The following is a 26,257-nucleotide window of genomic DNA, read 5'->3' on the forward strand; positions in this document are numbered from 1 at the left end:
ATAGGAATATAAAGGTTACACAGATGTTGTATATAATAATTAACAGGAGAAAGGTTGTGGTCCTTGTCTGTTATTATTATGGAGGTTAATTAATTTCTCGAGCTGGATATTATATTCGTTACCGTTAGTATAACCTGGTCTTGCGTGATCACTGATACCTTTGATCAGTTGGAATAGGTGCATGCTTTTGTTGGTAAACGGTTTATTGTCTTTGTTACAGAGTTCGAGGGTGAAGTTGAATCTGTCTTCCAGCTCTTCTTCGAATTCGCGAAGACTCAGGGTTTCGTCAATGGGGTATTCAATGAGCATATTTTCCAGAAAGCCGGCTTCCTGCAATGTATCGAAAGCATTCGCCGGGGAGTTCCGCATATAAACAGCAATGTTACACGAGAGTAACCGTTGGAACTGCATCTGCAAAAGGGATACTGTCATTAAAGGATGTAACTTCAATACTTTCATTTCACGTTTGGATTATTATTTCCAGTCTTACTGAATTGTTTGCAAACTTAGTTCCTGCGTATTAAGTGAATATTAAGGGCGTGTTATATAATCATAAATATATGTTAAAGTATAACATATATAAGTATAAGAATTTTACCTATTGCCTTTCCAGGCAATAGGTAAAAACTAATTTTTATGAATTTGGGAAAGTCACCGCTTTTGACAGATCGAGATCCCCCCATATTTGCTGATCTTCCTCTTCTTCCGGCAGTATCACTTTAGTTTTGGTGACTGGGTACTGGTAGAGGGTCCATTCTTTATTTACATATTCGAGAGAGGTAAGGCTTTCCACCCAGTCGCCGGAGTTCAGGTAGGTGACGGATTTACCGTTGTGCACCATTTCCTTAATAATTGGCTGGTGGATGTGTCCACAGGCTACTACATCGAATCCCTTGTCCACAGCGATCTCAGCTACGATCTGTTCAAAATCGGAGATGAATTTCACTGCTTGTTTTACACCATGTTTGACCTTTTTGGAAAAGCTCATCTTTTCCCGTCCCATGCTTTCCAGGATATTATTCACCAGGCGATTGATAATAATGAGCAGGTCATAGCCCTTACCCCCCAGTTTCGCGAGCCATTTGGAATTTTTCATGGTCACGTCATAAACGTCTCCATGGAAGAACCAGTGCTTTTTGCCGTCTACGTCCAGGATGAGTTTATTATCGATGGTGAGGTTGCCCAGGCCGAACCCTGCAAATTTGCGGAGCGCTTCGTCGTGGTTGCCGGTGAGATAATAAACGTCTGTGCCCTTTCCTGTCATTTTCAGGATTCTGCGAATCACTTTAGTATGGGCTTTAGGAAAATAGCGTTTGCTGAACTGCCAGATGTCGATAATATCGCCATTGAGAATCAAGATCTTAGGATCGATGCTATCTAGGTATTGGACAAGCTCTTTAGCGTGACAGCCGTATATTCCGAGGTGTACATCGGAAATAACGACTATATCAAGTGGGCGTTTATCGGACATTGTTTACGCTGGTGAACCGGAAAGCCAGGTTCGTTGTTCTAATGGTGATAAAAAAAAGATGTTCGCTCGCTGTAGGTGGATCTGCACTGCGTGGCTGGGCGCTTTCGGGACAGAAGATCCTTGAAAACCAGGCTCATACAATGCAGATTTTAACAATACAAAGAAAAAATTGCTATATTACTTTTATATTAATCCAGTGTTAAGGAATCATTAAGAAAAATTATTTCTTGGAGGTATTGGTCGCGGAAAGCTATTTTTGCGGCAAATTCAAACTATATAGCGTATGGGAGGCTTTAATTCCTTTGTAAAATTGTTTATTCCTAAGGACAGGGTATTCTATTCATTATTTGAAGATGTAGCTGCCAATCTGGTAGAAATGGGGAAGGTACTGATTGAATTGGTAAATGCTACAGACCCTGCTGTAAGGAAGGATAAGACGCATTTGATCGAGCGATTAGAACACAAAAATGACGATTTTACCCATCGTATATTCGTAGAACTGGGCCAGAACTTCATTACTCCCTTTGACCGTGAAGATATTCACCACCTGGCAGCTACCCTGGATGACGTAGCAGATTACATTCATGGTTCTGCAAAGCGGCTTGATCTGTACAAAGTAGTGGAGATCAATGATAGCGTTCGTAAACTGGCTGACCTGATTTATCAGGGTACCCTGGAGCTGCATAAAGCGATCCCTGAACTGAGAACCATGTCCAATATGCGTAATATCACTGATGCCTGTGTTAGAATCAACAGCCTGGAAAACCATGCTGATGACATTTATGACATGGCTATTGCGGATCTGTTCGAGAAGGAATCCAACAATGCAGGTGAACTGCTGAAAATGCGTGAATTGTATCAGGCACTGGAAATCGCTACCGATAAATGCGAAGACTGTGCGAATGTGATCGAATCCATCATCATTAAATATGCATAGTAGCCCGGTCATGTAATGGCTCAATGCAAACTTTATTCTAATGATCTTACTTGTCACAATCATTATACTGGCCTTCATCTTTGACTTTATCAACGGGTTTCATGATGCTGCCAACTCTATAGCTACGATCGTATCCACAAAAGTGCTGACTCCGTTTCAGGCCGTATTGTGGGCTGCTATATTCAACTTTGCCGCTTTTTTTATTTCAAAGTACGTTTACGGGGAATTTAAGGTAGGTAATACGATTGCCAAATCAATATTTGAGCAGTTTATCACCCTGAAAGTGATTTTTTCCGGCCTGGTAGCTGCTATCATCTGGAACCTGCTTACCTGGTGGTATGGTATTCCATCCAGCTCGTCGCATACCCTGATCGGTGGTTTTATTGGTTCTGCCGTAGCTGCTGCTCATGGTAACTTTGATGTAATCAACTATGGTAAAGTAATGCCAATCATTTACTTTATTGCGCTGGCTCCTTTCATAGGCATGGCCGTCGCCTTTGTGATTACCATTATAATTATGAACGTTTGCCGCAAGGCCAACCCATACAGGGCAGAAAGCTGGTTCAAACGCCTGCAGCTGGTATCTTCAGGTGCGCTGAGCCTTGCCCACGGTGGTAACGATGCCCAGAAAGTAATGGGTATCATAGCAGCGGCCCTGGTTGCGCATGGTATCATCCCCGATCTGATGCATATACCCAACTGGGTGCCATTCTCCTGTTTCGCTGCGATTGGTCTGGGTACCATGAGTGGTGGCTGGAAGATCGTAAAGACCATGGGCTCCCGTATCACGAAAGTAACTCCTCTGGAAGGCGTAGCCGCAGAAACCGCAGGTGCCATTACGCTTTACCTCACTGAAGCACTGGCCATTCCTGTAAGTACCACACACACTATTACCGGTTCTATTATCGGGGTAGGTGCTACAAAACGTCTTTCAGCAGTACGCTGGGGGGTAACAGTGAGCCTGCTCTGGGCATGGATCCTGACTATTCCGATCAGTGCTTTACTGGCTGCTGTTGTGTATTTCATAGTGAATCTGTTTATGTAAGCGATCTTCGGATCGATATATCCGGGCCGGCGTGGGAATATTAAGGATATTTCTCACGCCGGCTTTTTTTATGGATATTTTCCCACTGCCGCTTTTTTTTCTCCCCCATACCCCTATTTTTGTAAGGCTTTTGGAAGACCCAGTATCCTATTATGTCAATAAGGAGGTTTCCACAAGCGTCACCTGAAGGCCGGCATGTAATCATTCTCTCCATCAGGTACTCTCGCTTTTGAGGCAAGCTCTTATTGACGATTGTTTATCATATAATAAACCGCAATGAAAGGTATTATCTTAGCCGGGGGCTCCGGCACCCGTTTACACCCCATTACTTATGCCATCAGTAAACAGATCATGCCGGTGTATGATAAACCGATGATCTATTATCCATTGTCTACGCTGATGTTGGCTGGTATCAGGGAAATTCTCATCATTTCTACCCCTCATGACCTGCCGGCTTTCAAGCGCCTCTTTGGTGATGGTAAGCAACTGGGACTGGATATTGCCTATGCTGAACAACCGGAACCAAATGGTCTGGCCCAGGCATTTGTGATCGGAAAGGACTTTATTGGAAATGACAATGTCGCACTGGTATTAGGTGATAATATATTCTATGGCGCAGGTCTGGGTACCCAGCTGGCCAACAACGTAAATGTGCAGGGTGGTATCGTTTATGCCTACCAGGTATCAGACCCTGAAAGATATGGTGTAGTGGAGTTCGATGACAAAATGCAGGCTGTATCTATCGAAGAAAAGCCGGCTAAGCCAAAGAGTAACTATGCTGTACCTGGTCTGTACTTCTATGACAACAATGTGGTGGAGATTGCCACTAACCTGAAACCAAGTGCACGTGGCGAATACGAAATCACAGATGTGAATAAAGCTTACCTGGAAGCGGGTAAACTGAAAGTATCTATCCTGCCACGTGGCACCGCATGGCTGGATACAGGTACCTTCGACTCTATGATGCAGGCATCCCAGTTTGTACAGGTGATAGAGCAGAGGCAAGGGATTAAGATCGCCTGTATCGAGGAAATCGCCTACAGACAAGGGTTTATTGACATAGAGCAGTTGCATAAACTGGCTACTCCGCTGCTGAAAAGCGGTTATGGCAACTACCTGGAGTCTTTATTGAAACAATAATATTGAGATCATACACCAAAAAATCGCTTTTGCCGCCAGGTAAAAGCGATTTTTTGCGATAAAGGGGGTAAAGGAATGGAAGAGCATGTAATTTTTTTGAGAGAATGCAACTGTTTTGTGAAGGAAAATGAAAATGTTACACTACCCGGCTGACCAATATTTTGAGAATATGGTATTTACGACATAAATTCGTAATTCGCTTTTTGTTACTTTGATACCAACTCTAAAAACAAATCATATGAAGGTTCTTGTTACCGGCGGTTGTGGCTATATTGGCTCTCACACTATCGTAGATCTGATTAACAATGGATTTGACGTAGTCTCTGTAGACAGCAATATCCGCAGTAGTACACAATTGCTGGAAGGCGTAGAAAAAATCACAGGTAAAAAAGTCCGCAATTACAAAGTTGACCTCTGCAATCTGGAAGATACCCACGCCGTATTCCACGAAAACCGTGACATCGTAGGTGTCATTCACTTCGCAGCCCTGAAAACAGTACCAGAATCGGTGGCAGAGCCCCTGTTATATTTCCACAACAACCTCACTTCACTGACTAACGTACTGAAATGTGTAAAGGAATTCAACATTCCTAATCTGGTGTTCTCTTCTTCCTGCTCTGTGTATGGTAATACCACTGCACTGCCCGTAGTAGAAGAAACTCCGCTGGGAGAGGCACAGTCTCCATATGCACGTACCAAACAAATGGGTGAACAGATCATTGAAGACTATAGCCGTGTAAACAGCACCCAGTCTATCCTGCTCCGTTATTTCAACCCGGTTGGTGCACACCCTTCTGCCCTGATCGGCGAACTGCCACTGGGTAAACCAGATAACCTGGTGCCAGTGATCACCCAGACAGCAATTGGTAAAATCCCTAAGCTGACTGTATTCGGTCATAATTATGATACCCGCGATGGTAGCTGTATCCGTGACTATATCTATGTAATGGATATCGCAAATGCACATACCAGAGCATTACAATACCTGATCGATAAGAAAAATACGACCAATTGTGAGGTCTTCAACCTGGGTACCGGCAATGGGGTTACCGTGCTGGAAGCCATCAAGGCATTCGAAAAGATCTCTGGCGTGAAACTCAATTACGAACTGGGACCTGATCGTCCGGGTGATGTAATAGCCATCTATGCAAATAATACCAAAGCCAAATCCAAACTGGGCTGGGAGCCTAAAACAGGCATTGAGGATATGATGAGAACTGCATGGCAATGGGAAGTAGCACTGAGAGACAGGGTACTTAATAATTAATGTAGTCCAGACAATTAAAATGAGCATGTCCTTGCCTTTAATAAAAAGGTATAACATGCTCATCTTTTTTATTACTTTTAAGGCTCAATACTTATAATAAAGGCTATGGTAAAAGATATTAAACCGTTAAATGAGAAGGAAACCCGCGCAGGATTTGGAGAAGGAATCCTGGAGGCTGGCCGTAGAAATCCAAATGTAGTAGCACTGACTGCTGATTTGCTGGGCTCTATGAAACTGAACGCCTTTATTAAGGAATTTCCGGATCGTTTTGTACAAGTCGGTATTGCAGAAGCCAACATGATAGGCATCGCTGCTGGTATGACCATCGGCGGTAAAATCCCTTACACTACCACGTTTGCCAACTTTTCAACCGGACGCGTATACGATCAGATTCGTCAGTCCGTTGCTTATTCTGACAAGAATGTGAAGATCTGTGCATCCCATGCAGGTTTAACCCTGGGTGAAGATGGTGCTACTCACCAGATCCTCGAAGATATAGGTATGATGAAAATGCTGCCTGGTATGACTGTGATCGTACCTTGCGATTTCAACCAGACCAAGGCTGCCACTATCGCAATTGCAGAACATCATGGTCCTGTGTACCTGCGTTTTGGTCGTCCAAAATGGCCTAATTTCACCCCTGAAGATCAGAAATTTGAAGTAGGTAAAGCGCAGATCCTGCACGAAGGTACTGACGTTACCCTCTTCGCTTGTGGTCACATGGTATGGCTCTCTATCGAAGCAGGTAAGATCCTGGAAGAAAGAGGTTATAGCGTGGAAATCATCAATATCCACACTATCAAGCCGCTGGATGAAGCAGCTGTACTGGCTTCTATTAAGAAGACCGGTTGTGCTGTAACTGCTGAAGAACACAACGTACTGGGTGGTCTGGGTGACAGCATCGCACAGGTAGCTGCACGTAACCATGTAGTGCCTATCGAATATGTAGGTACGGAAGATACCTTCGGTGAAAGTGGTAAACCACTGGAACTGCTGAAGAAATATGGCCTGGATGCAGACCATATCGTAGCTGCTGCTGAAAAGGCAATCGCCAGAAAAAAGGCTAAGTAAGAGATATTAACAAGCTTTTTATAAGACTGTAGGCTGACTGATAAGGTCAGCCTATTTTTTTGAGGCTAAGGCTTTGGATTAAAAAATTGCTCATTCCCCCTGCTGACAGTATTAAACTTTCGCAGGAAAAAACAATCTTAATAAGTGGTTTTTAATTAAATTCCATTCTTTAACCATTTAACCTTAGTATGGCCATTATCCAGGATGATAAGACATTGCTGAGTTTGTACCGGGATCCTGCCACAAGGGAAAAGGGATTCACGTATATCATTCAGAAATACCAGGAGCGCTTATATTGGCATGTGAGACGATTGGTGCTGGATCATGACGATGCGAACGATGTATTACAAAACGTATTTGTAAAAGTGTGGAAAAACCTCGAAGGCTTCCGGGAAGATGCCCAGTTATACACATGGCTCTATAAGATAGCGACTAACGAGTGCCTGACCTTCCTGGAAAAACAAAAGAAGAATACATCTGTGTCCCTGTCCGATGTAGAAACAGGACTCAGTAATACGCTGAAAGCTGATAGTCAGTTCGATGCAAATAAACTGGAATGGAAACTGCAGAGAGCTATCCTGGGACTACCCGAAAAACAAAGGATCGTTTTTAACCTGCGATACTATGACGAGATGCCCTATGAAGAAATGAGCCGTGTTTTGGATACCTCAGAAGGTGCCCTGAAAGCCTCCTACCATCACGCCGTAAAAAAAATTGAAGAATTTATTAAGAACAGCTAAAATTGCGACATTTGCTGAATTTTTGAGGTGAAAGCGTTAATTTTTGAGATGAAAATGAAAAATTTAAAGACGAAACGTGTAAGTCTTTAAACTATTCATATCTTCTGCTGTCTAATTACCATAATGATACCCAAAGGTCACGATATTGCGAACGAACTTCAGGAGATTATTCCTGGCGCTCAATGGCCACAAAAGGCTCCCCTGTCTGGGGTTCCGGCTGGTTACTTTGAGTCGCTGCCGGCGATCATCCTTGATAAAGTGCATCAGGTAGATGTGAAGGAAGAGCTGCAAGGCATTTCTCTCATGCTGGCTACTGCACCAAAGACGTTCCCGATGGCTGTGCCTCAAGGGTATTTTGAGCAATTACCGGCGGCGATCCTTGCACGGATCCAGGAGCCGGAACTGACTGGTTTTTCCCGGATATCTGCCCTTACCCCTCCTCCAAACGGCTACTTTGGGCAACTGTCCGCACAGGTAATGCAAAAGATAAAAATGGAAGAAGCCGCCAGCGAACTGGCAGCGATCTCTCCATTGCTGGCATCTTTGTCGAAGACGACACCTTTCTCCCTGCCTGAAGGGTATTTTGAGCAGCTCCCTGCCCGCTTACTCCAGCAGATCCAGGAAGAGGAAAGCATATCACCTTTTGCCGAGCTGACCAAAACAGCGCCTTTCTCTATGCCTGAAGGCTACTTTGAGCAGCTGTCTGCCCAGGTGATGCAAAAGGTAAGAAGTGAGGAAGTGGCTGATGAACTGGCTGAAATATCTCCACTGCTGGCAGGCGCACCAAAAGCAATGCCTTTCTCTGTACCAACTGATTACTTCAATCAGCTGGATACACAGGTAGCCGCCATTGCACAGCAAGCAACCAAAGTGGTGAACATGCGCCCACGCAGAATGCAGTTCTACAAATGGGCGGCTGCCGCCTGTATGATTGCACTGGTAGGCACCAGCGGCTTATATTACATGTTACACACCCAACAAAGGCCAGCGTCTGCTTCGACCATCAACCTGGCCGAAGCTAGTTTATCAGATGTAAGTGATCAGGAAATCCTGGAATACCTGCAGAACCACATGGATGCTTTTGATAAGGAAGAACTCATGGGATTAACAGCAGGCACTCCGAAAACGACGACGACAGCTACGGAAAGTACACCTTTGCCTGGTGAACTCTCTACCCAGGACATCGAAAGCTACCTGGAAAACACTGGTTCTTTAAAAGAAGAAAGTCCAATTACAAACTAAATGAAACATTTTTACATACTGTGCTTACTTTTTATCACCTCCCTGCTGTGTCGCCCCTCACCGGGTATGGCGCAGACCGGCGGCAGCGATGCTGAGATAAAAGACAAGATCCGGGCGGCAGAAATTGCCTACCTGGCTCAGAAGCTCGACCTTACACCAGATGAAGCTCAGAAATTCTGGCCGGTGTATAACCAGTATACTAAAGAAGTAGAAATCCTGATCGCTGAAAGAAATAACCGTGCAACCGCTACCAAAGCGCAAAAAACGGATGATAAAGTCTCCGCCCCGGATCAGGAATTAAAATACGACCAGCGCATGCTGGATATCAAAAACCATTACGATAAGGAATTTCAGAAAGTACTGCCAGCAAATAAAGCAGGGTCGGTGTTCAGGTCAGAAAGAGAATTCAGAAAAGTATTATTGCAGCAGCTGAAAGAGAGACAAGTCAGAAATATGGGTGGTCCCGGCCCACGTAGATGGAGAAACTGATAACTATAGATGTTATATAAGGAATAAGTCAACAAAGCCTCCCGACCTGGGAGGCTTTGTTTTTTAGGCGTAATGCGCTTTTACCTCTACTACCTTCCCTTCCTTGTTTAATACCATCATTTCAGCAGCAAGCCGGTTGCCCACACTCCGGTAATACAATACCACTGAATTCACACCTTCCAATACCTGTATCAGGTCGAAATGCAAGTCGGGGTAAGCAGTCAATGCTTTTGAGAAATAGGCCTGCAAGGCAGTCCTACCACGGAGATTGCCGGCAGGGTCATTGTTGATTTTGATGATAAAAGGAGAGTAGAAAACCACATCTTCTGCATAGTGAGACATGATAGCTTCCAGCTGATGGGAGTTCCAGGCCTGCAGCCATTCCTGCGCGAAATTGCTCATAATTACTTTTTTAAAAACAAGATAGCTAGCGGGATGCGCCGACTATTTGCTGAAAAGCTCATTTTATCGTTCGCCATTCTTTGGGTGTCATTCCATATGTTCGGCGAAACAGGCGATAAAAGTGAGGAATGTTTTCAAAGCCATTGCTGTAAGCGATTTCCTGAATGGAAAGCGTGGTAGTCCTTAACAGGAAACTGCTTCTCTCCAGGCGTTTTTCCCATACCCAGTGCATGGGACTTTTGAGATAGCGTTGCTGAAAACGCCTCTTCAGCGTGGCCTTGCTCATGTAACTCTGGCGGGCCAGGTCTTCTATTTGTAAAGGAGCAGCGAGTTCCCGGCCGATAGTTTGCACAGGGAGATCGCTGGATAAGGACTGGCGGAGCATTTGCAAGGCTGCCAGAGGTAAGTGGTCAACTGCCTTTGATATGATATATTCAGGATCTAAGGGAGATGATTTTTTAAATGCATTGAATATTTCTAAGGAGAAATCCTCCCAGTGAGCTTGTTTTTGTAGCTGGCAGCTAGCCACTTCCATTGCTGAGGAGGGCAGGGGTAATTGTTCAATTATTTCATTCGGCAATACCACATTGATACTCGCATAACCCTCTTTCCTGCCCAGGATTTCAGAGCAGAGCAATGTACCTGCCGGGATAAGGAATACGTCGCCTGCATGCAGATGGTGAATACGCTGCCCATCATACATGCGCTTTTGCCCCTGTATCACCAGGTTGAGGATGCTGACAGGTGTGTATACTTCATGATCTGTTTTGCGATTGTATTCGCTGTAAGCAGCCCAGTTGTATGATCCCTGTCCCCAGGCCTGCATGTGTGCATGACCGGAAAAACAGAGATTATCATACGCGGTATACATTTATTTGAATTGGTTGAAAGGTGTTTTTGTATCGTGATAGAAGAGGAATGTCCAGTCACCGGCAATGCCACGTTGCTTGAACTGCTCGCGGAGTTCCAGGCCACGCTTACCATCATAGTCATACTTGGCTGCAAAGCGGCGGAGCATATAAGACATCTGAGGGGCTTCATCACCACCGAAGAAGATCTTACCATCTTCATCATCGATCAGGAAGACCTGGTGATAAGGGCAGTGCCCACCGGTTACCTCGTAAGAGATATAATCGTCGATGGTGCCATTGCCTTCTGTAAAGATAACGTTGTCATAATTCTGGAGCAGGGAGATATACTCAGCATTGTATGATTTACCATTGTGTTCCAGTGCATATTGGAATTCCTGCCTGTTCACATAATAGGTAGCGTGAGGAAATGTAAGCTCCCGCTGGCCGGTGATGGGATCAACAGAAGAAACTCCACCAGAGTGATCATTGTGCAGGTGGCTCATCAGTACTTTGGTGATTTCCATGGGGTTCACGCCATTATCGATGAGGTGTTGGTGTAGTTGCAGTACGCCGTCCTTATTGCGAAGACCCAGACCTGTGTCAAAAAGGATGAAGTCCTGATTGGTAATAACGAGAAAAGGTTGGATCTCTACCAGTAATGAACCACCAGTTCTCTGCTGCATAGTGTCTACTGATGGATTATAAGGTACGAACTTTTTTGTAGCATCTACAGTGAAAGACCCTTCTGATAATGGAATAATACGTGCCATAGTTTCTAGTGCCAAAGTGAGGATGCAAAGGTACGAAATAAAAAAAGAACGCTCCTGCCTCAGGCGGGAGCGTTCTTTTTTTAGAGCGGCCTGCGGCCGGTCTTATCTCAGTACCATCTGCCTGTCGGCATCCAGTCTCAGCATTATAAAGATCAACATCGTAAACGTCATCAGGGAGGAACCACCATAACTCACCAGGGGCAGTGGAATACCAATTACCGGTGCCAGACCTATCGTCATCGATATATTGATGGCCATGTGGAAGAAGATGATGCTGGCCACCCCATAAGCATACACCCTGCTAAACGTCGATCGCTGTCGCTCCGCGACAAAAATAATCCGTAAGAGCAGGGCGACGTATAAGCCTATAAATATCAGTGAGCCCAGGAAGCCAAAGTCTTCCCCCACGGTACAGAAGATGAAGTCAGTACTTTGTTCCGGTACGAAATCATATCTCGTCTGGGTTCCTTTCAGGTATCCTTTTCCGATCACACCACCGGAACCGATGGCGATCATACTCTGTCTTGTATTGTAAGTAGCTTTCGGGTCGTTCTCTTTACCCAGCATTACGTTGATACGCTTTACCTGGTAATCTTTCAGCACCTTGGTAAATGCAAAGGGCACGATGAACATGACGAATACCGAGCAGAATGCATAGACACCCAGGATCAGCGCCAGTTTGGAACGATGTCTTCTGATATCACGGCGCATGAAATAAATGACCAGTGCTGTAATACCTGTGAAGATGTAAAAGAGAATATTCTTATCCACCAATAATGCTGACAATACCAGCACGATTCCCGAGAATGCAATCACCAGGAGTACTGCCGGCAAACCTTCCCTGTACATGACCAGGAAGAAAGAGAAGTACACGAGTGCCAGACCCGTTTCATCCTGCAGGATGATGATGGCGCAGGGAATCAAAGCCAGGGCAGCTGCAATTAACCGCGACCTTAGTTTGGTAAAATCTGTTTCCAATGAAGACAGATACTTGGCCAGTGCCAGGTTGGTACATAGCTTGGTCAGCTCTGCAGGCTGGAACTGGAAGCCACCTATCACTAACCAGGAATGCGATCCTTTTACGTCTTTACCAATGGCTATTACCAACAGCAATAAGAGTATACCGCCTGCATACAGCAGGTTTGCCGTGGCAGTAAAGAACTTACTATCCGTGAGCCAGATGATGGTCGCCAGGATAGCGGATACACCCAGCCACATGATCTGACGGGAATAGTTCTTATTCAGGTGAATGATATCGTTCCATATATTATCGCCCTCTCTGTACTCAGCAGCAAAGATCGATAACAGGCCAACGAACACCAATGCCAGGTAGAGACCCATGATAGGCCAGTCAATACCTTCTGTAAGCTTTAATTGCTGCCGGCGGTTCATCATTAGTTATTCGGGAAATAGAGTTTAAGTATTTGTTCTGTCGTCATTTTAGCTGAAGCTCCGTTCAGGGAATCCAGCTTGGATTTTTCTCTTACCACAGGGTCAATGGTCACATCGTTCAGTGTCTTCATCATCTGTGGTTTGCGTTTCAATGATATGGTATCATTCAGGTATTTCTCAATCATTAAGCTGGCGATAGGGGCAGCGTAAGTGGCCCCGAAACCTGCATTCTCCACGATCACGGCAATGGCAATCTTAGGATTGTCTCTAGGTGCAAATGCTACGAATACGGAGTGGTTTTTCAGTTTGGTGAGCTTACCGTTTACAATGGCATTGTTTTCCGCAGTACCTGTTTTACCACACACGATGATGTTGTCGATACGGGCAATCATACCAGTACCTTTCTCCACCACATCCTCCATACCATATATTACTGAACGATAAGAAGTATCTGATACGTGGGCTACCACGTGTTTTTCCTTGTATTTATCCAGCAGGTGTGTATTATCATTGTCTATGCTGCTCACGAAGTGAGGTACATAGTAGGACCCGTGGTTGGCGATGATACACATCGCATTTGCCATCTGTAATGGTGTGGCTACCACCTGGCCCTGGCCCATACCTACATACAGCTCTGAACAGGAGTTCCACTGACCGCGATAGAGTTTATTCATACCAGCGGTATCGATGGCTTTACCACCTGATTCACTTGGAATATCAATACCCAGTCTGTGTCCCAGGCCGAAGGAGGAGATATAGTCATGCCATTTCTGGTGTCCTTTTTTCACACCGCCCCACTTAGGCGCGTCTACCTCCAGCCTGTAAAGGTGTACGAAGTAGGCGTTGCAGGAGTTGGCGATGGCCAGTCGCAGGTTGGCTGCGTGCCCAGCATTGTGGTGGGTACAGGCTATCGGGCGGCCGCAGTACGTATATGCACCGAAGCATGGGAAACCATAGCTGGGAGTAATTACGCCTTCATCCAGTGCGATCAGTGCTGTCAGCGGTTTCATAGAAGATCCCGGTGGGTATCCAGCCTGGATAGCACGGTTAAAGAGTGGTTTGGTTGTATCAGTAAAGAGGCGGCTAAAGTTGCGTGCTCTGAAAGAACCTGTCAGCAGGTTCGGGTCGAAGGTAGGTGCACTTACCATAGAGAGGATACCACCTGTCTGAGGGTCGATGGCAACTACGCTACCGATTTTGTTACGCATGAGGTGCTCGCCGAGTACCTGCAGGTCAACGTCGAGAGAGAGGCGGAGGTTCTTACCGGCGATGGCGGCGGTATCGAATTCCCCGTGTTCGTAAGGGCCCTGGGGGCGGTTCAGGTTATCTTTTACGAGGTATTGAATACCACGTTGTCCCATCAGCACTTCTTCGTAGGTTCTTTCCAGGCCGGTCATACCCAGGTAATCACCCTGGTTATAGTCGGCATACTGCGGGCGTTGCATCATCTGGGGGGAGATCTCACCGATATATCCTAAGATATTTGCTGCGGCAGCGAAGGGATAAGAACGGATTTGTCTGGGTACCAGTTCAAATCCGGGCTGGAACATATACATGCTTTCCTGCAGTTTTCCGAAGGCTTCGGGGGATAGCAGGGGAGCGAATACGGATACACGGCGGCTACCATTTTTGAGGATGGAGGCGGTGATACGTTTTCTGAATTCTTCTTTGGTGATATTCAGGATCTGGCACATGTAGGCCGTATCGATGTTTTTGACATTGATAGGGGTCACGACCAGGTCGTACATAATATCGTTGCTGAGGATACTACGACCTTTGCGGTCGAAGATGATACCCCGGCTGGGGTAAACTACTTTGCGGAGTACCGCATTGGCATCTGCCAGCTTAGAGTATTTTTTTTCGACAACTTGTAAAAAGAAAAGCCTTGTCATGATCAATACGACCATGCCAAGGAATATAAATTGTATGACCCGTTTTCTGGGTTGATTATAGACAGACATTTCCCCGGAGATGCATTATTAAAAAAAGTATCCTTCTTTATAAAGATACTATACATTTTACTTCCTCGAAAAGAACAACAGCTCATACAGCACGATCAGGAAAATGCTCGCGGCGGTAGAGAAGATGATCTTTAACAGCAGATACAAAAAGCTGCCTACATTGAACACCTCCAGCGAAAAGAAGACCAGATTGTGAAGGAATACCAGAATAGCAGCATAGATCAGAAACTGGGATACGCCCATACTAGTCATAGAAGGGGTCTTCTGTGTAGTTTCAAAACCACCCTGTGGTGAAAGGATGTTAATAATAAAAGGTCGCAGGTAAGCAATGAATACGCAGGCAGCGGCGTGCATACCCATGGTATTCATAAACATGTCGTGAGTAAGGCCCATGAGCAGTGCCAGCAGCATGAGTGCCGGGCGGGGCAGGTTAAAGGGCAGCAGCAACACGAAAAGCATGTAGATGTTGAAGCTAACCGATTGATGCAGCAATATCTTGTTTAAAACAAAAACCTGCAACAACAGCAAAAGCACAAAACGGATTATATTTCTTAACAGTATGCTCATTGTTTGATCAGCTTGTAAGTTGAATCCTCCAAAGATTTTTGTTCATCCTGCAAGAGGTTGTCAATTACATACACATATTGCAGGTTGTAGAAGTTAGTAGCCAGGCGGATCCTGATGTTAAAGGAGGTGCTGGCTTTGTCTACCTCTTCGGTTGATTCTACGTAACCGATCGGGATATTTTCAGGGAAGAAGGCGGAGTAACCGCTGGTGACTACGGTATCCCCTTTTACGAGGTGTACGCTTTTAGGCACGTCTTCCATGGTGGCATAGCCGGCTTCACCGCCGTGCCAGCGAACCATGCCCATTTCCTTGCTATGGCTAAGGCGGGCGCTGGTACCGAAGTTACGACCTTTGGAGAGGAGGGAGAGCACTACTGCGTAATGTTCATTTACGCTGCGTACGATACCTACAACACCGCTTGGGCCGACAACGCCCATATTTGGACGAATGCCATCGGCACTACCACGGTGAATGGTGATATAGTTAATCGGATTTGTAACGGAGTTGTTGACAACCTTGGCGGCTTTGTAAAGGTAGCGGCGTACAGAAGTGCTGATCACCTTGCGGGCGGTATCAGTACTATACTGGCGCATCGTATCATTTTTTACAATATTGTCGAGGATAACAGTGTCGAAACTTGTGCGCAGCATATTGTGCAGGCGGGCATTCTCTTTTACCAGACTGTCATTTGTAGCTTTCAGGTGAAAGTAGTATTCTACGTTGTTGTAACGTTCGTATAACCTGGCGCTAATGTTATTGGCGGAATTGAGGTAAGCTGTTTTCTGAAAATCGTTGTTCTGGAAGACCAGCACTAAACAGATCACTTCCAGCAGCAAGAACAGAAAAAAATTAAAGTAGCGCCTTAAGAAAATGATGAGATTACGCACAGGATTTTATTTCTATAAAGAAGCCTGCAAAGCGCTGAGTTGTTGATTCACTTTCTGCCTTGCAGGCCTCTCTGTTTTATTGCATTAGGAACGGATACTTACCTACGTGTTTCAGTGCGATACCGGTACCTCTTACTACGGCGCGCAGTGGATCATCTGCCACGTGTACAGGCAATTTGATCTTCTGGGTCAGACGTTTGTCCAGACCGCGTAACAGGGCACCACCACCGGTCAGGTATAAACCTCTGCGGTAGATATCGGCAGCCAGTTCAGGAGGAGTTGTTTCCAGTGCTTTGAGGATGGCTTCTTCGATCTTGAAGATGGATTTGTCCAGTGCTTCGGCTACTTCCTGGTAAGATACCATGATTTGTTTAGGAATACCGGTTACGAGGTCACGTCCATTTACCGCTACATCATCTGGTGGATTGTCCAGTTCTTTCAGTGCAGAACCGATCTGGATCTTGATCTGCTCAGCAGTTCTTTCACCGATCAGCAGGCTATGATAGCGGCGCAGGGCTTCCATGATATCGGCAGTGAATTCGTCACCGGCGATACGGATACTCTGGTCGCACACAATACCAGCGAGGGCGATCACGCTAATACCGGTGGTACCACCTCCGATATCGATGATCATGTTACCTACCGGCTCTTCTACGTCAATACCGATACCCAGCGCAGCGGCCATCGGTTCATGTATTAAGAACACTTCCTTAGCGCCTGCCTGTTCAGCAGAGTCGCGTACGGCGCGTTTTTCTACTTCTGTAATGCTGGATGGAATACAGATTACCATACGCCAGCTAGGAGAGAACAAAGGTTTCTTTGGATACACCAGTTTGATCATTTCACGAAGCATACCTTCTGCTGCGTTAAAGTCCGCGATCACACCATCTTTCAAGGGACGAATGGTACGGAGGTACTCATGCGTCTTCTCGTGCATCATCATGGCTTTTTTACCAACAGCCACGATTTTTCCGCTAGCGCGTTCTATAGCAACAATGGAAGGTTCATCCACCACCACCTGGTCATTGTGAATGATCAGCGTATTAGCTGTACCTAAGTCAATCGCTATTTCCTGAGTTAAAAAATTAAAGAACCCCATTGCTTAATATGGTCAAAATATTATTGTGTGCAAAAATGAATAATTCCAACGAATATACAATCTTAAAATTGTATGTTTTCTCAATAATACAACTATAATATTAAAAAATGTTATTTATTGTATTTGATGAGCCGGTTAGTAGTTGTAACAGTTAAAAACAACTTGTTTGCCGGTATAGTAATGACTCTCGAAAACGCTTAAACGATCCCTCGTTTGTTAGTATGGTATTGCTCTCTATGAATGAATGAGTTATGCGACAGTAGCGGTGCCTGCATAGCCACAGGCCACCTCCTGCTGGGCTTACACGAACTCGAATCCAATATCCCTCCTGTAATATTTGCCTTCAAAATCAATAGATTCTGCGGTTTGCCGGCTATGCGACAACGCAATACCCAGATCAGAAGCCAGTGAAGTGATGGTGAGTACCCGGCCCCCATTGGTGAGGATCTCACCACCGGATGCCTTTGTACCTGCCTGGAATACCAGCTGATCCTGCGTAGGGGCAGGAATATTGGTAATGACCTTACCCTTCTCATATGCTTCCGGATACCCCCCGGCTACCAGCATTACTGTGGTGGCTACGCGGCTATCCTCGTAAATTTTTTGTGCAGACAGTTTACCGTCTATCACTGACTGAAACAGCTCCAGCAGGTCATTTTGCAGGCGTGGCATCACCACCTCAGTTTCAGGATCTCCCATACGACAGTTGTATTCTATCACAAATGGAGCACCATCTACGTTGATCAATCCAAAGAAAATAAAGCCGTTGTAAACTATATTCTCTTTGGCCAACCCGTCTACCGTAGGTTTGACAACCTGTTCGATCACCTGATCCATGAATACTTTGTCAGCAAATGGAACAGGGGATACAGCTCCCATACCACCGGTATTCAGGCCGGTATCGCCTTCGCCAATACGTTTATAGTCTTTCGCGGAAGGCAGCAGCTGGTAGCTTTTGCCATCCGTGAGCACAAATACAGATAATTCTATGCCAGAAAGGAATTGTTCCACGACAACTTTTTTGCTGGCATCACCAAACTTCGCCTCGCGGATCATCTGGGTGAACTCAGTCACCGCAGCTTCGCGGTCTTCCAGGATCACTACACCCTTACCGGCAGCCAGGCCATCGGCCTTGAGTACGATTGGTGTGGTGTGCTGACGCAGGTAAGCTACCCCTTCTTCATAGGTACTTTCGTCAAACTCCCTGTAGGCGGCAGTTGGAATATTGTGACGGCTCATGAACTGCTTCGCAAATGCCTTGCTGCCCTCCAGTTGAGCGGCATATGCAGAAGGCCCCATAACAGGGATGTGTTTCAGCGCTTCGTCCTGCTGGAAGAAATCGTAGATCCCTTTTACCAGTGGTTCCTCAGAACCAGGTACTACCAGGGTAATGGCGTTTTCAAGACAAAAAGCCTTTATCTTTTCAAAGTCGGACACCGCGATGTCTACATTCTGTCCATGTTGGGCAGTACCGGCATTCCCGGGGGCGATGAACAACTGCTCGCATAAAGTGCTTTGAGTCATTTTCCAGGCCAGGGCGTGTTCCCGGCCACCACTTCCTAATAGTAAAATCTTCATATTGTATGTTCAGTGTGTAATTTGAGCGAATTCAGCCATTTCTGCCCCGTTCTTCCAAATTTTTTGCAAAGAAAGGCCAAAATTTAACCAAAAACACCATTTTTCTAGATAAAAAGCCTAATTTATTTATCTTGCCGCATTCATAGGACTTACTTATCAACAAAACTGACCAATTATGACTCAAACTGCTGTTGAGCAGCCTGTAATTACACCAAAACAGAATGGCGGCCATCATAAAGGCCTTTATGTTCTTTTTTTTACTGAGATGTGGGAGCGCTTCGGGTATTACCTGATGATTGGGATCTTTTTCCTATACCTGATAGATCCTACTGCCAATGGCGGTAAAGGCTTTTCTAACAGCCATGCTTCTGACCTCGTGGGTACCTACATTGCATTGGTTTACCTCTCGCCGTTCATCGGGGGCTTAATGGCCGACAGGTATCTCGGCTATCGCAAAGCGGTCATCCTGGGGGGCACCCTCCTGGCAGCCGGTTATTTTACATTGGCTTTTCCAGGAGAATTAGCGATGTACATTGCCCTGACCCTGATCATTATCGGGAATGGCTTCTTCAAACCTAATATAGGTACCATTCTGGGTAACATCTACAACAGGGAAGACCTGAAACCTAAGAAAGACATTGCCTACAACATCTTTTACATGGGTGTGAATATCGGGGCCTTCATCTGCAATTTCGTTGCTGCCTACCTCCGTAACTCACTGGGATGGGGCTATGCCTTCGCTGCTGCCGGTGTAGGTATGCTGATTGGGTTAATCATCTTCATTGTCAAATCCAATGTGATTGCCGAAGGTGATATCCGCAAGCCTGTACAGAAAGATGATATGCCGATGAGCAGGATCCTCGGGCTCGTATTGCTGCCTGCTTTTCTCGCTGCCGTACTCGGTTATTTCATGCACAAATTCATTGGACATCCTTTATTCGGTACCTCCTCCATCGATGCATTCATGTTTGCCTGTGTACCGATTATTATATTTTATATCCGTTTGTATACCACTGCTAATAAGGAAGATAAGCGCGGCCTGGGTGCCCTGCTGGCTTTCTTTGTGGTAGCAATCGTGTTCTGGGTGATCTACAACCAGAACAGTACAGGTCTTACTATCTGGGCAGATCAGTATACTGACCGCTCTATGTCTCCAGCTGTGGAAAAGATCGCCAAACCAATGGGGATGCTGCAAACAGTAACCACTGATCCACATCCTGTAACACAAATCGATGCACAATTCCGTGCAGTGACTGATGGCCAGGGTAATACGATTACCGTACAGGGTCCGGATCCTTACTTCCAGAATCTGCCCAGGGATAAATGGCCTGCCAGCGGGAAAATGAAACTGATTTCTACAGAGATTTTCCAATCTGCCAACCCGGGATTCATTGTGTTATTCACACTCTTAGTCCTCGGATTGTTCGGATGGCTGGCGAAGAGAGGCAAGGAACCAACGACTCCTGTAAAGGTGGCAATGGGGATCTTTATTGCCGGTTTATCTTCCCTGCTGATGATTTTTGCCGCGGCAATGACGAATGTATACGTGGATAAGAGCTCTATGGCCTTCCTGGTAGGAACTTACGCCATCTTCACCGTGGGTGAAATCCTCGTAAGCCCGATCGGGTTATCAATGGTATCCAAACTGTCACCTCCACGCCTCACCGCGCTGATGATGGGTGGCTGGTACCTGGTGAACTCCATTGCCGGTAAGGTAGCTGGTATGATGGGTACTTTCTGGGATAGCTTTATTGACAAGAAAGTATACTTCATGATTCTGACCGTAGCTGCAGCAATTGCCTTTGTGGTCATGATGATGATCAGCAAATGGATTGCCGGTGTTGTGAAAGAGAAGACTGGCGGGATTTAAAGATTTAAAAAATAGGTCCACTTTTGTGGAAAAAACGCTTCTGTCGGCCGGCAGAAGCGTTTTTTTATGGATAAAAGGGCATATAATGCTATATTGCCCCCCGAACAAAATCTAACTATACCCACCAACACTTACTATGGCAGATAATTTTAAGCCTTTTGTCTCACCAGAGGTGAAGATGAAGGAATTTACGGTCAAGTCCATTTTACTGGGCTGCATGTTTGGTATTATATTCGGTGCCGCAACGGTGTATCTTGCACTGAAAGCGGGTTTAACGGTTTCCGCGTCTATTCCGATTGCCGTTATTGCTATTACGCTTGGCCGGAGATTCTTCAAAACCACTATTCTGGAAAACAATATTATCCAGACCACCGGTTCAGCTGGTGAATCTATTGCTGCAGGTGTGGTATTTACGTTACCGGGCTTTTTGTTCCTGTCTGACAAGAATGGTGACCAGTATTTTAATTACATCACGATCCTTATTCTCGCCATCTTTGGTGGCATCCTGGGTACCCTGATGATGATTCCCCTTCGCCGCTCACTGATTGTGAAAGAGCATGACACCCTGCCTTACCCTGAAGGTACTGCCTGTGGTGATGTACTGATAGCAGGTGAAAAAGGGGGTGACTTTGCTAAAACTGCTTTCTATGGCCTGGGCTTCGCAGTGGTGTATGCACTGTTCCAAAAGGTTTTCCATGTTATTTCGGAAACACCTGCCTATATGACCAAACAGGTCAATAAGTTCTTCCCATCTGCCAAAATAAGTGCTGACATTACGCCTGAATACCTGGGTGTAGGTTATATCATTGGCCCCCGCATTGCCGGTGTACTGGTAGCGGGTGGTGTATTGTCCTGGCTGGTACTGATTCCCTTGCTGGCAAGTTTGCTGCCCGGTGACCTGATTGCTACCCAACTGGTAAAACTGGGTTACCTGGCTGATCTCGCTACGCCTGGTGGCAAAGGAAACTGGAACCCAACTACACACACTTTCACTGATTACTCTGCCGCTATCTACTTTGCCTATGTACGTCAGATAGGTGCTGGCGCTGTAGCTGCCGGTGGTTTCATTACCCTGATCAAAACAATTCCTACTATTATATCTTCTTTCAAAGGTAGCCTGGGGTCTCTGAAGAAGGGTGAAGGTGCTGCAACTAGCAATGCGGAAGTACCACGTACTGAAAGAGACCTGAATGTAAAACTGGTATTGTTCGGTAGCATTGCCCTGATCATCCTGATGGCATTCCTGCCTCAGCTGCCGGGTCAGTCTATTGGCCAGAAACTGCTGGTAGGTTTGCTGGTAGTAATATTTGGTGCATTTTTCGTAACTGTATCCAGCCGTATCGTAGGTTTGATCGGTTCTTCCAACAACCCTATTTCAGGTATGACCATCGCTACCCTGATGGGTACCTGTCTGGTATTTATCGCTGTGGGTTGGAGTGGTAAACTTTATGAACCAATGGCACTGGTAGTAGGTGGTATGATCTGTATCGCTGCTGCAAATGCAGGTGGTACATCGCAGGATCTGAAGTCGGGTTACATTGTAGGTGCTACGCCTATGTACCAGCAATTATCACTCTTCATTGGTGCGATCGTGTCTTCTATCGTCATTGGTCTGACTGTTAAATTCCTCGATAAGCCCACTGCTGTCATGATTGCGAATGGAGTTACTGATCACGCTATTGGTAGTACTTATTTCCCTGCTCCACAGGGTACACTGATGGCGACACTGGCTAAGGGTATCTTGTCTAAGAACCTTGACTGGCAGTTCGTACTGGTAGGTGTATTCCTGTCTATCGTAATGGAGCTCTGTGGTATTAAATCATTGTCTTTCGCAGTAGGTGCTTACCTGCCATTATCTACCACCTTACCAATTGCCATTGGTGGTGCGATTCGTGGTTTGGTAGAAATGAAAAACAAGAAGAAGAATATTAAAGTTTCCGCTGAAGAAGAGGAGCTGGGCAAAGGTAATCTGTTTGCTACCGGCCTGGTAGCCGGTGGGGCCGTCGCTGGGGTAATCATTGCGATCCTCGCAGGTTTCAATAGTACTGCTAATGCCCTGAATGCGATGAATATGGAGAATGCACTCTCTGGCTCATTGGGTGAAGAAGGGTATTATATACTTGGAGTAGTAGGATTTATCTTCATGGGATGGGTGCTGTATCGCATCGCGACAAGGAATAAAGAGGCGTAAAGTTTCTATTAAAATATAAAAAGCGTTTTTGGCCGATGGTCAAAAACGCTTTTTTATTTATTTTTAGTTATCGATTGACAATTAGACCCTTACATTTTCGTTAGCTATATAAACCCAAAATCACATGCGCCCATTATTTGCCATAGCCGGAGTTCTGTTGTTGATTAGCGCCTGCAAGCACGATGATAACGAACCCATCAGAAAATTTACCTCCTTCCAGGTAGACAGTCTGATTGTAATTGCTGAAAACCCCACTGCTGTGCTTTCTCCAGCTAATCTCACTGACGATGACGCTACGAATGATTACCCCGTTCTCAATATTCTCGCTACCGGCAATCATGGTGAAACGGTGAAGATCTCCCTGATCTCTGAATCAGAAACGATCCGAACCGGTGATTACTCTTCTACTATCCAGGGCAATGGCTTTCGCCTGGGTTTTGCAGGTCTTGACTACAATCTGCAGGCGAATTACAACTATGGTACCCTGAACTTTCATATTACCAGCGTTATTGATACGCTGATCGAAGCCACCTTTGATGGTGAGCTGATTGATACCACCGGCACCATCTCTCCCAAACCAATGGAAAAAGGTTATCTCAGGGCAGTTTATGTGAGAGATACACTCTAAATAAAAGATAAATAATCGTAGTGTTGTTTTAAGATCGTCTTGTCATCTGCACCCAACCATTTGTTGAGCAGTGTGGCATATACACGCTTGAAATCGACTTTATATTGCAGGTCTCCGTCTTTCAGGTTCAGCAGGTCAGGACCTTCATTCAGTAAGCCTTGTTGTTTTAACCCGCCACCGATCAGGAACATGTTATTTGCCGTGCCATGGTCTGTACCATTGCTGGCATTCTGCGCCACTCTTCTGCCAAATTCAGAGAAGGTCATGACTACCACATCCTGGAAACGGTTATTGTTCTTCAGGTCCCGCGTAAATACTGTTACGGCATCATCCAGTTGTTTGAACAGGTTTTGTTGCTGCGCCTGTTGATTGACGTGGGTATCAAAACTGCCATGAGAAACATAGTATACTTTGGTACTGATGTCGGACATGATGAGTTTTGAAATCGTACGCAGACTCTTACCAAGATGTGTGGAAGGGTAATTTTCTTTAGTATCGTATGTTTTAAATTGCTGCTGGATGTAATTGGCTGATGACAATGTAGATCCCAGTGTTTTGTACAGGTAATCTACATTTGGCTCCTCATCACGGTGCTGGTGCATCAGGTCACGGTAAAGTCCTGCATTCATACCACTGCTTAATCTGCCGGGGTCATTGAAGGCGAGTCCTTTTTGAAATTCACCCTTCATGGCGAGACTGAGCGTATCATCTATTTCCAGTCCCTGCACGGGTTTATCGCAATCCCTGCATTGCGCATCCAGGTAGCGGCCTACCCAGCCATTGCCCCAGTAGTCGGATGAAGTACTGGCAGATTGCCAGATATCCATGGAGCGAAAATGGGAGCGATCGGGATTAGGATAGCCTACGTTTTGCAGGATGCCCATTCCCCCGTCATCGTACAATGCTTTCATACCTACCATCGCAGGATGCAGCCCTGTTTCGTCGGTGAGAGACAGTGCCTTTTCTCTTTGTATACCTAAGCTGGGACGAAGTTTATAGTAGATATCATTGCGATATGGAATCACGGTATTAAGGCCATCATTACCACCGGACAACTGGATAATCACAAGCACCTTATTGCCCGGCGGCACCATGGCAGCTGTAGGATTCTCCAATGCCTTCAGGAACTTCGGCACGAACAAGGATGCCGAGGCCAGTGAACCCGCCTGTAAAAAACGCCGTCTGTTTAATATTAACATACAATAAGTTTTAACACAATTGATATTCGGGTGTACTCATCACAGCGATGGTGACTGTCTTTATGAATTGCTCCCTGGATGTGATGTCAGCATAGTTTTCCAGGATTTGTCTGCTTACATTTTTACTGTTTTGCAGGAGTGTGTTGGCAATGGTAGCAGCCAGTTCATCGCGCGTTACATCTTTGTAATCCTGCAGGTAATCATCCCAGTGAATTACGCCTTTTATCTTTTTTGCGTATTGTTTTTTTGCTGCCTCGTTTACCTGTTGTGTGACTTTGTAACTACCCATTCCCATTTCAGGAGTGATCTCTTTGGGTTGGATATTGAAATCCTTTTCATAGAGGATCATGGAGGGCAACTGCATACGGTACATGAGGCTAGAACTATCTATCCAGTTGCGACCACCGGGCCACCCTGCTACGTTTGGCGGGTAGAATAAAGTCTGCCCAAGAACTTGTTGAAAAGAGATCATCACTTCTTCCCTTTCAAAATCAACAGGGATTGTCCTGCGAAAACCGACGAGTAATTCTATCGGTGATTTGATATGAGTGCCGATGAGTTGACTATCGTAGAACCAGTCCGCCATGAAGATGTTGCGCATCAGTTCTTTGATGTCGTATCCGGAGTTATAGAATTTATCAGCGAGTGTGTTGATTTTTTCAGTGTCGGGTGTTTCTTCGTCCACAAAGAATTTATACACTTTAGCCGTGATGAATTGTGCGGTCGCCTTTTTCTCCAGGAGTATTTTCAATACATCGTCGCCATTGAAATTGCCTTGTTTGCCGAGTAGGTTTTTCACACCTTCATCATGTGTCTTTTCTTTGAATACAAAATTGCCATCTTCATCAAATGCCCAACCGGTAAAGGCTCTGGCGGCTTCTTTGATATCCTTTTCAGTATAGTTACCACGTCCCATGGTGAAGAGTTCCATTACTTCGCGGGCGAAGTTTTCGTTGGGATGTGCTTTTTTATTTTGCTGATTATTCAGGAACTGTAACATGGCAGGTGTCTTGGAAACGGCGGTAAGTAAGTCGCCGAAATTGCCCAGGGCATTGATCCTGATCACATCCAGCAATTGCTGGTTGAAGAGCACATTCTGTGTGCGGCAGGCAAAATGTCCATGCCAGAAGAGGGCCATTTTTTCACGGAGGGGATGTGCGCTGCGCACCATTTCGTCTACCCAGGATACGTTCAGGTCTTTGATGCCCTGTGTATTCATTTGCTGCACCATCTTGCGGGTTTCCGCGTCCAGGTCTTTTTTCTTCCTGTAGTCAGGAAGGTCGGACTGGTCAATGATCTTAATTGGCGTAGTCTCATCTTTAGCAGGACCAATGAGGATCTTGCTTACAATTTGTTTACGGCGCTTGTGGGTCCAATCAGCTATTACGGGATAGCGTTCTCCAAAGCCAGCCCTCCAGGCAAGGTGCTGCATCTGTAATTTCTCAGGGACCATAGTTTTA

24 protein-coding genes are annotated in these 26,257 nt (G+C 45.6%); 11 read left to right on the forward strand and 13 right to left on the reverse strand.

Annotated elements, in window-relative coordinates; genetic code table 11:
* Positions 1-39: 39 nt before the first annotated feature.
* The gene (locus tag DXN04_RS06630) at positions 40-369 is read right to left on the reverse strand and encodes a hypothetical protein (protein ID WP_116852555.1); all 330 of its coding nucleotides are present in this window, start codon (positions 367-369) and stop codon (positions 40-42) included.
* A gap of 265 nt (positions 370-634) precedes the next feature.
* Positions 635-1,471, reverse strand: coding sequence for a UDP-2,3-diacylglucosamine diphosphatase (locus tag DXN04_RS06635; RefSeq protein WP_116852556.1), 837 nt, complete (start codon positions 1,469-1,471; stop codon positions 635-637).
* 283 nt (positions 1,472-1,754) lie between these two features.
* Here DXN04_RS06635 and DXN04_RS06640 point away from each other — a divergent pair, with 283 nt between their 5' ends.
* The 8 genes from DXN04_RS06640 to DXN04_RS06680 all read left to right on the forward strand — a co-directional run bounded on the left by DXN04_RS06640 (position 1,755) and on the right by DXN04_RS06680 (position 9,402).
* Positions 1,755-2,408 carry a DUF47 domain-containing protein gene (locus DXN04_RS06640; RefSeq protein ID WP_116852557.1) on the forward strand — a complete coding sequence of 218 codons (654 nt, stop codon included), beginning with the start codon at positions 1,755-1,757 and terminating at the stop codon, positions 2,406-2,408.
* 40 nt (positions 2,409-2,448) lie between these two features.
* On the forward strand, positions 2,449-3,453 hold the full coding sequence (locus tag DXN04_RS06645) for an inorganic phosphate transporter (RefSeq protein WP_116852558.1): 1,005 nt from the start codon (positions 2,449-2,451) through the stop codon (positions 3,451-3,453).
* 276 nt (positions 3,454-3,729) lie between these two features.
* The gene (gene rfbA, locus DXN04_RS06655; protein WP_116852560.1) at positions 3,730-4,593 is read left to right on the forward strand and encodes a glucose-1-phosphate thymidylyltransferase RfbA; all 864 of its coding nucleotides are present in this window, start codon (positions 3,730-3,732) and stop codon (positions 4,591-4,593) included.
* A 238-nt stretch (positions 4,594-4,831) separates the two neighbouring features.
* On the forward strand, positions 4,832-5,860 hold the full coding sequence (galE, locus tag DXN04_RS06660) for a UDP-glucose 4-epimerase GalE (protein ID WP_116852561.1): 1,029 nt from the start codon (positions 4,832-4,834) through the stop codon (positions 5,858-5,860).
* 105 nt (positions 5,861-5,965) lie between these two features.
* Positions 5,966-6,931 carry a transketolase family protein gene (locus tag DXN04_RS06665; protein WP_072364258.1) on the forward strand — a complete coding sequence of 322 codons (966 nt, stop codon included), beginning with the start codon at positions 5,966-5,968 and terminating at the stop codon, positions 6,929-6,931.
* 188 nt (positions 6,932-7,119) lie between these two features.
* The gene (locus DXN04_RS06670) at positions 7,120-7,671 is read left to right on the forward strand and encodes an RNA polymerase sigma factor (RefSeq protein ID WP_116852562.1); all 552 of its coding nucleotides are present in this window, start codon (positions 7,120-7,122) and stop codon (positions 7,669-7,671) included.
* A gap of 123 nt (positions 7,672-7,794) precedes the next feature.
* Positions 7,795-8,913, forward strand: a complete 1,119-nt coding sequence (locus DXN04_RS06675) for a hypothetical protein (protein ID WP_116852563.1) — start codon at positions 7,795-7,797, stop codon at positions 8,911-8,913.
* Positions 8,914-9,402: a hypothetical protein gene (locus DXN04_RS06680; protein WP_147319861.1), complete on the forward strand. Its 489-nt coding sequence runs from the start codon at positions 8,914-8,916 to the stop codon at positions 9,400-9,402.
* Between the two features lie 63 nt (positions 9,403-9,465).
* On the opposite strand, the gene DXN04_RS06685 is transcribed toward DXN04_RS06680, so the two are convergent.
* The 9 genes from DXN04_RS06685 to purD all read right to left on the reverse strand — a co-directional run bounded on the left by DXN04_RS06685 (position 9,466) and on the right by purD (position 18,909).
* Positions 9,466-9,804 (reverse strand): nuclear transport factor 2 family protein, encoded by a 339-nt coding sequence (locus tag DXN04_RS06685; RefSeq protein ID WP_116852565.1) that lies wholly within the window; start codon positions 9,802-9,804, stop codon positions 9,466-9,468.
* 58 nt (positions 9,805-9,862) lie between these two features.
* Positions 9,863-10,675 (reverse strand): AraC family transcriptional regulator, encoded by an 813-nt coding sequence (locus tag DXN04_RS06690; RefSeq protein WP_116852566.1) that lies wholly within the window; start codon positions 10,673-10,675, stop codon positions 9,863-9,865.
* Positions 10,676-11,425 (reverse strand): MBL fold metallo-hydrolase, encoded by a 750-nt coding sequence (locus tag DXN04_RS06695; protein WP_233525524.1) that lies wholly within the window; start codon positions 11,423-11,425, stop codon positions 10,676-10,678.
* A gap of 102 nt (positions 11,426-11,527) precedes the next feature.
* The gene (gene rodA, locus DXN04_RS06700) at positions 11,528-12,820 is read right to left on the reverse strand and encodes a rod shape-determining protein RodA (protein WP_233525525.1); all 1,293 of its coding nucleotides are present in this window, start codon (positions 12,818-12,820) and stop codon (positions 11,528-11,530) included.
* Positions 12,820-14,778 carry a penicillin-binding protein 2 gene (mrdA, locus tag DXN04_RS06705; RefSeq protein ID WP_116852567.1) on the reverse strand — a complete coding sequence of 653 codons (1,959 nt, stop codon included), beginning with the start codon at positions 14,776-14,778 and terminating at the stop codon, positions 12,820-12,822. The genes rodA and mrdA overlap by 1 nt, the downstream gene beginning before the upstream one ends.
* 57 nt (positions 14,779-14,835) lie before the next feature.
* Positions 14,836-15,345, reverse strand: a complete 510-nt coding sequence (locus DXN04_RS06710; RefSeq protein ID WP_116852568.1) for a rod shape-determining protein MreD — start codon at positions 15,343-15,345, stop codon at positions 14,836-14,838.
* Positions 15,342-16,232 carry a rod shape-determining protein MreC gene (gene mreC / locus DXN04_RS06715; protein ID WP_116852569.1) on the reverse strand — a complete coding sequence of 297 codons (891 nt, stop codon included), beginning with the start codon at positions 16,230-16,232 and terminating at the stop codon, positions 15,342-15,344. Before mreC ends, DXN04_RS06710 begins: the two co-directional genes overlap by 4 nt.
* Before the next feature lie 76 nt (positions 16,233-16,308).
* Positions 16,309-17,331, reverse strand: coding sequence for a rod shape-determining protein (locus DXN04_RS06720; protein ID WP_012787871.1), 1,023 nt, complete (start codon positions 17,329-17,331; stop codon positions 16,309-16,311).
* A gap of 300 nt (positions 17,332-17,631) precedes the next feature.
* Positions 17,632-18,909 (reverse strand): phosphoribosylamine--glycine ligase, encoded by a 1,278-nt coding sequence (purD, locus tag DXN04_RS06725; protein ID WP_116852570.1) that lies wholly within the window; start codon positions 18,907-18,909, stop codon positions 17,632-17,634.
* 175 nt (positions 18,910-19,084) lie between these two features.
* Here purD and DXN04_RS06730 point away from each other — a divergent pair, with 175 nt between their 5' ends.
* The 3 genes from DXN04_RS06730 to DXN04_RS06740 all read left to right on the forward strand — a co-directional run bounded on the left by DXN04_RS06730 (position 19,085) and on the right by DXN04_RS06740 (position 23,598).
* On the forward strand, positions 19,085-20,779 hold the full coding sequence (locus DXN04_RS06730) for a peptide MFS transporter (protein WP_116852571.1): 1,695 nt from the start codon (positions 19,085-19,087) through the stop codon (positions 20,777-20,779).
* A 136-nt stretch (positions 20,780-20,915) separates the two neighbouring features.
* Positions 20,916-22,970, forward strand: coding sequence for an OPT family oligopeptide transporter (locus tag DXN04_RS06735; RefSeq protein ID WP_116852572.1), 2,055 nt, complete (start codon positions 20,916-20,918; stop codon positions 22,968-22,970).
* A gap of 124 nt (positions 22,971-23,094) precedes the next feature.
* The gene (locus DXN04_RS06740) at positions 23,095-23,598 is read left to right on the forward strand and encodes a hypothetical protein (RefSeq protein ID WP_116852573.1); all 504 of its coding nucleotides are present in this window, start codon (positions 23,095-23,097) and stop codon (positions 23,596-23,598) included.
* On the opposite strand, the gene DXN04_RS06745 is transcribed toward DXN04_RS06740, so the two are convergent.
* Both DXN04_RS06745 and DXN04_RS06750 read right to left on the reverse strand, forming a co-directional pair.
* Positions 23,595-24,797 carry a DUF1501 domain-containing protein gene (locus tag DXN04_RS06745; protein WP_116852574.1) on the reverse strand — a complete coding sequence of 401 codons (1,203 nt, stop codon included), beginning with the start codon at positions 24,795-24,797 and terminating at the stop codon, positions 23,595-23,597. The genes DXN04_RS06740 and DXN04_RS06745 overlap by 4 nt on opposite strands.
* Before the next feature lie 10 nt (positions 24,798-24,807).
* Positions 24,808-26,250, reverse strand: coding sequence for a DUF1800 domain-containing protein (locus DXN04_RS06750; RefSeq protein ID WP_233525527.1), 1,443 nt, complete (start codon positions 26,248-26,250; stop codon positions 24,808-24,810).
* Positions 26,251-26,257 lie beyond the last annotated feature (7 nt).

The sequence above is a fragment of the Chitinophaga silvisoli genome (genome assembly GCF_003412465.1).
Taxonomy (GTDB): Bacteria; Bacteroidota; Bacteroidia; order Chitinophagales; family Chitinophagaceae; genus Chitinophaga; species Chitinophaga silvisoli.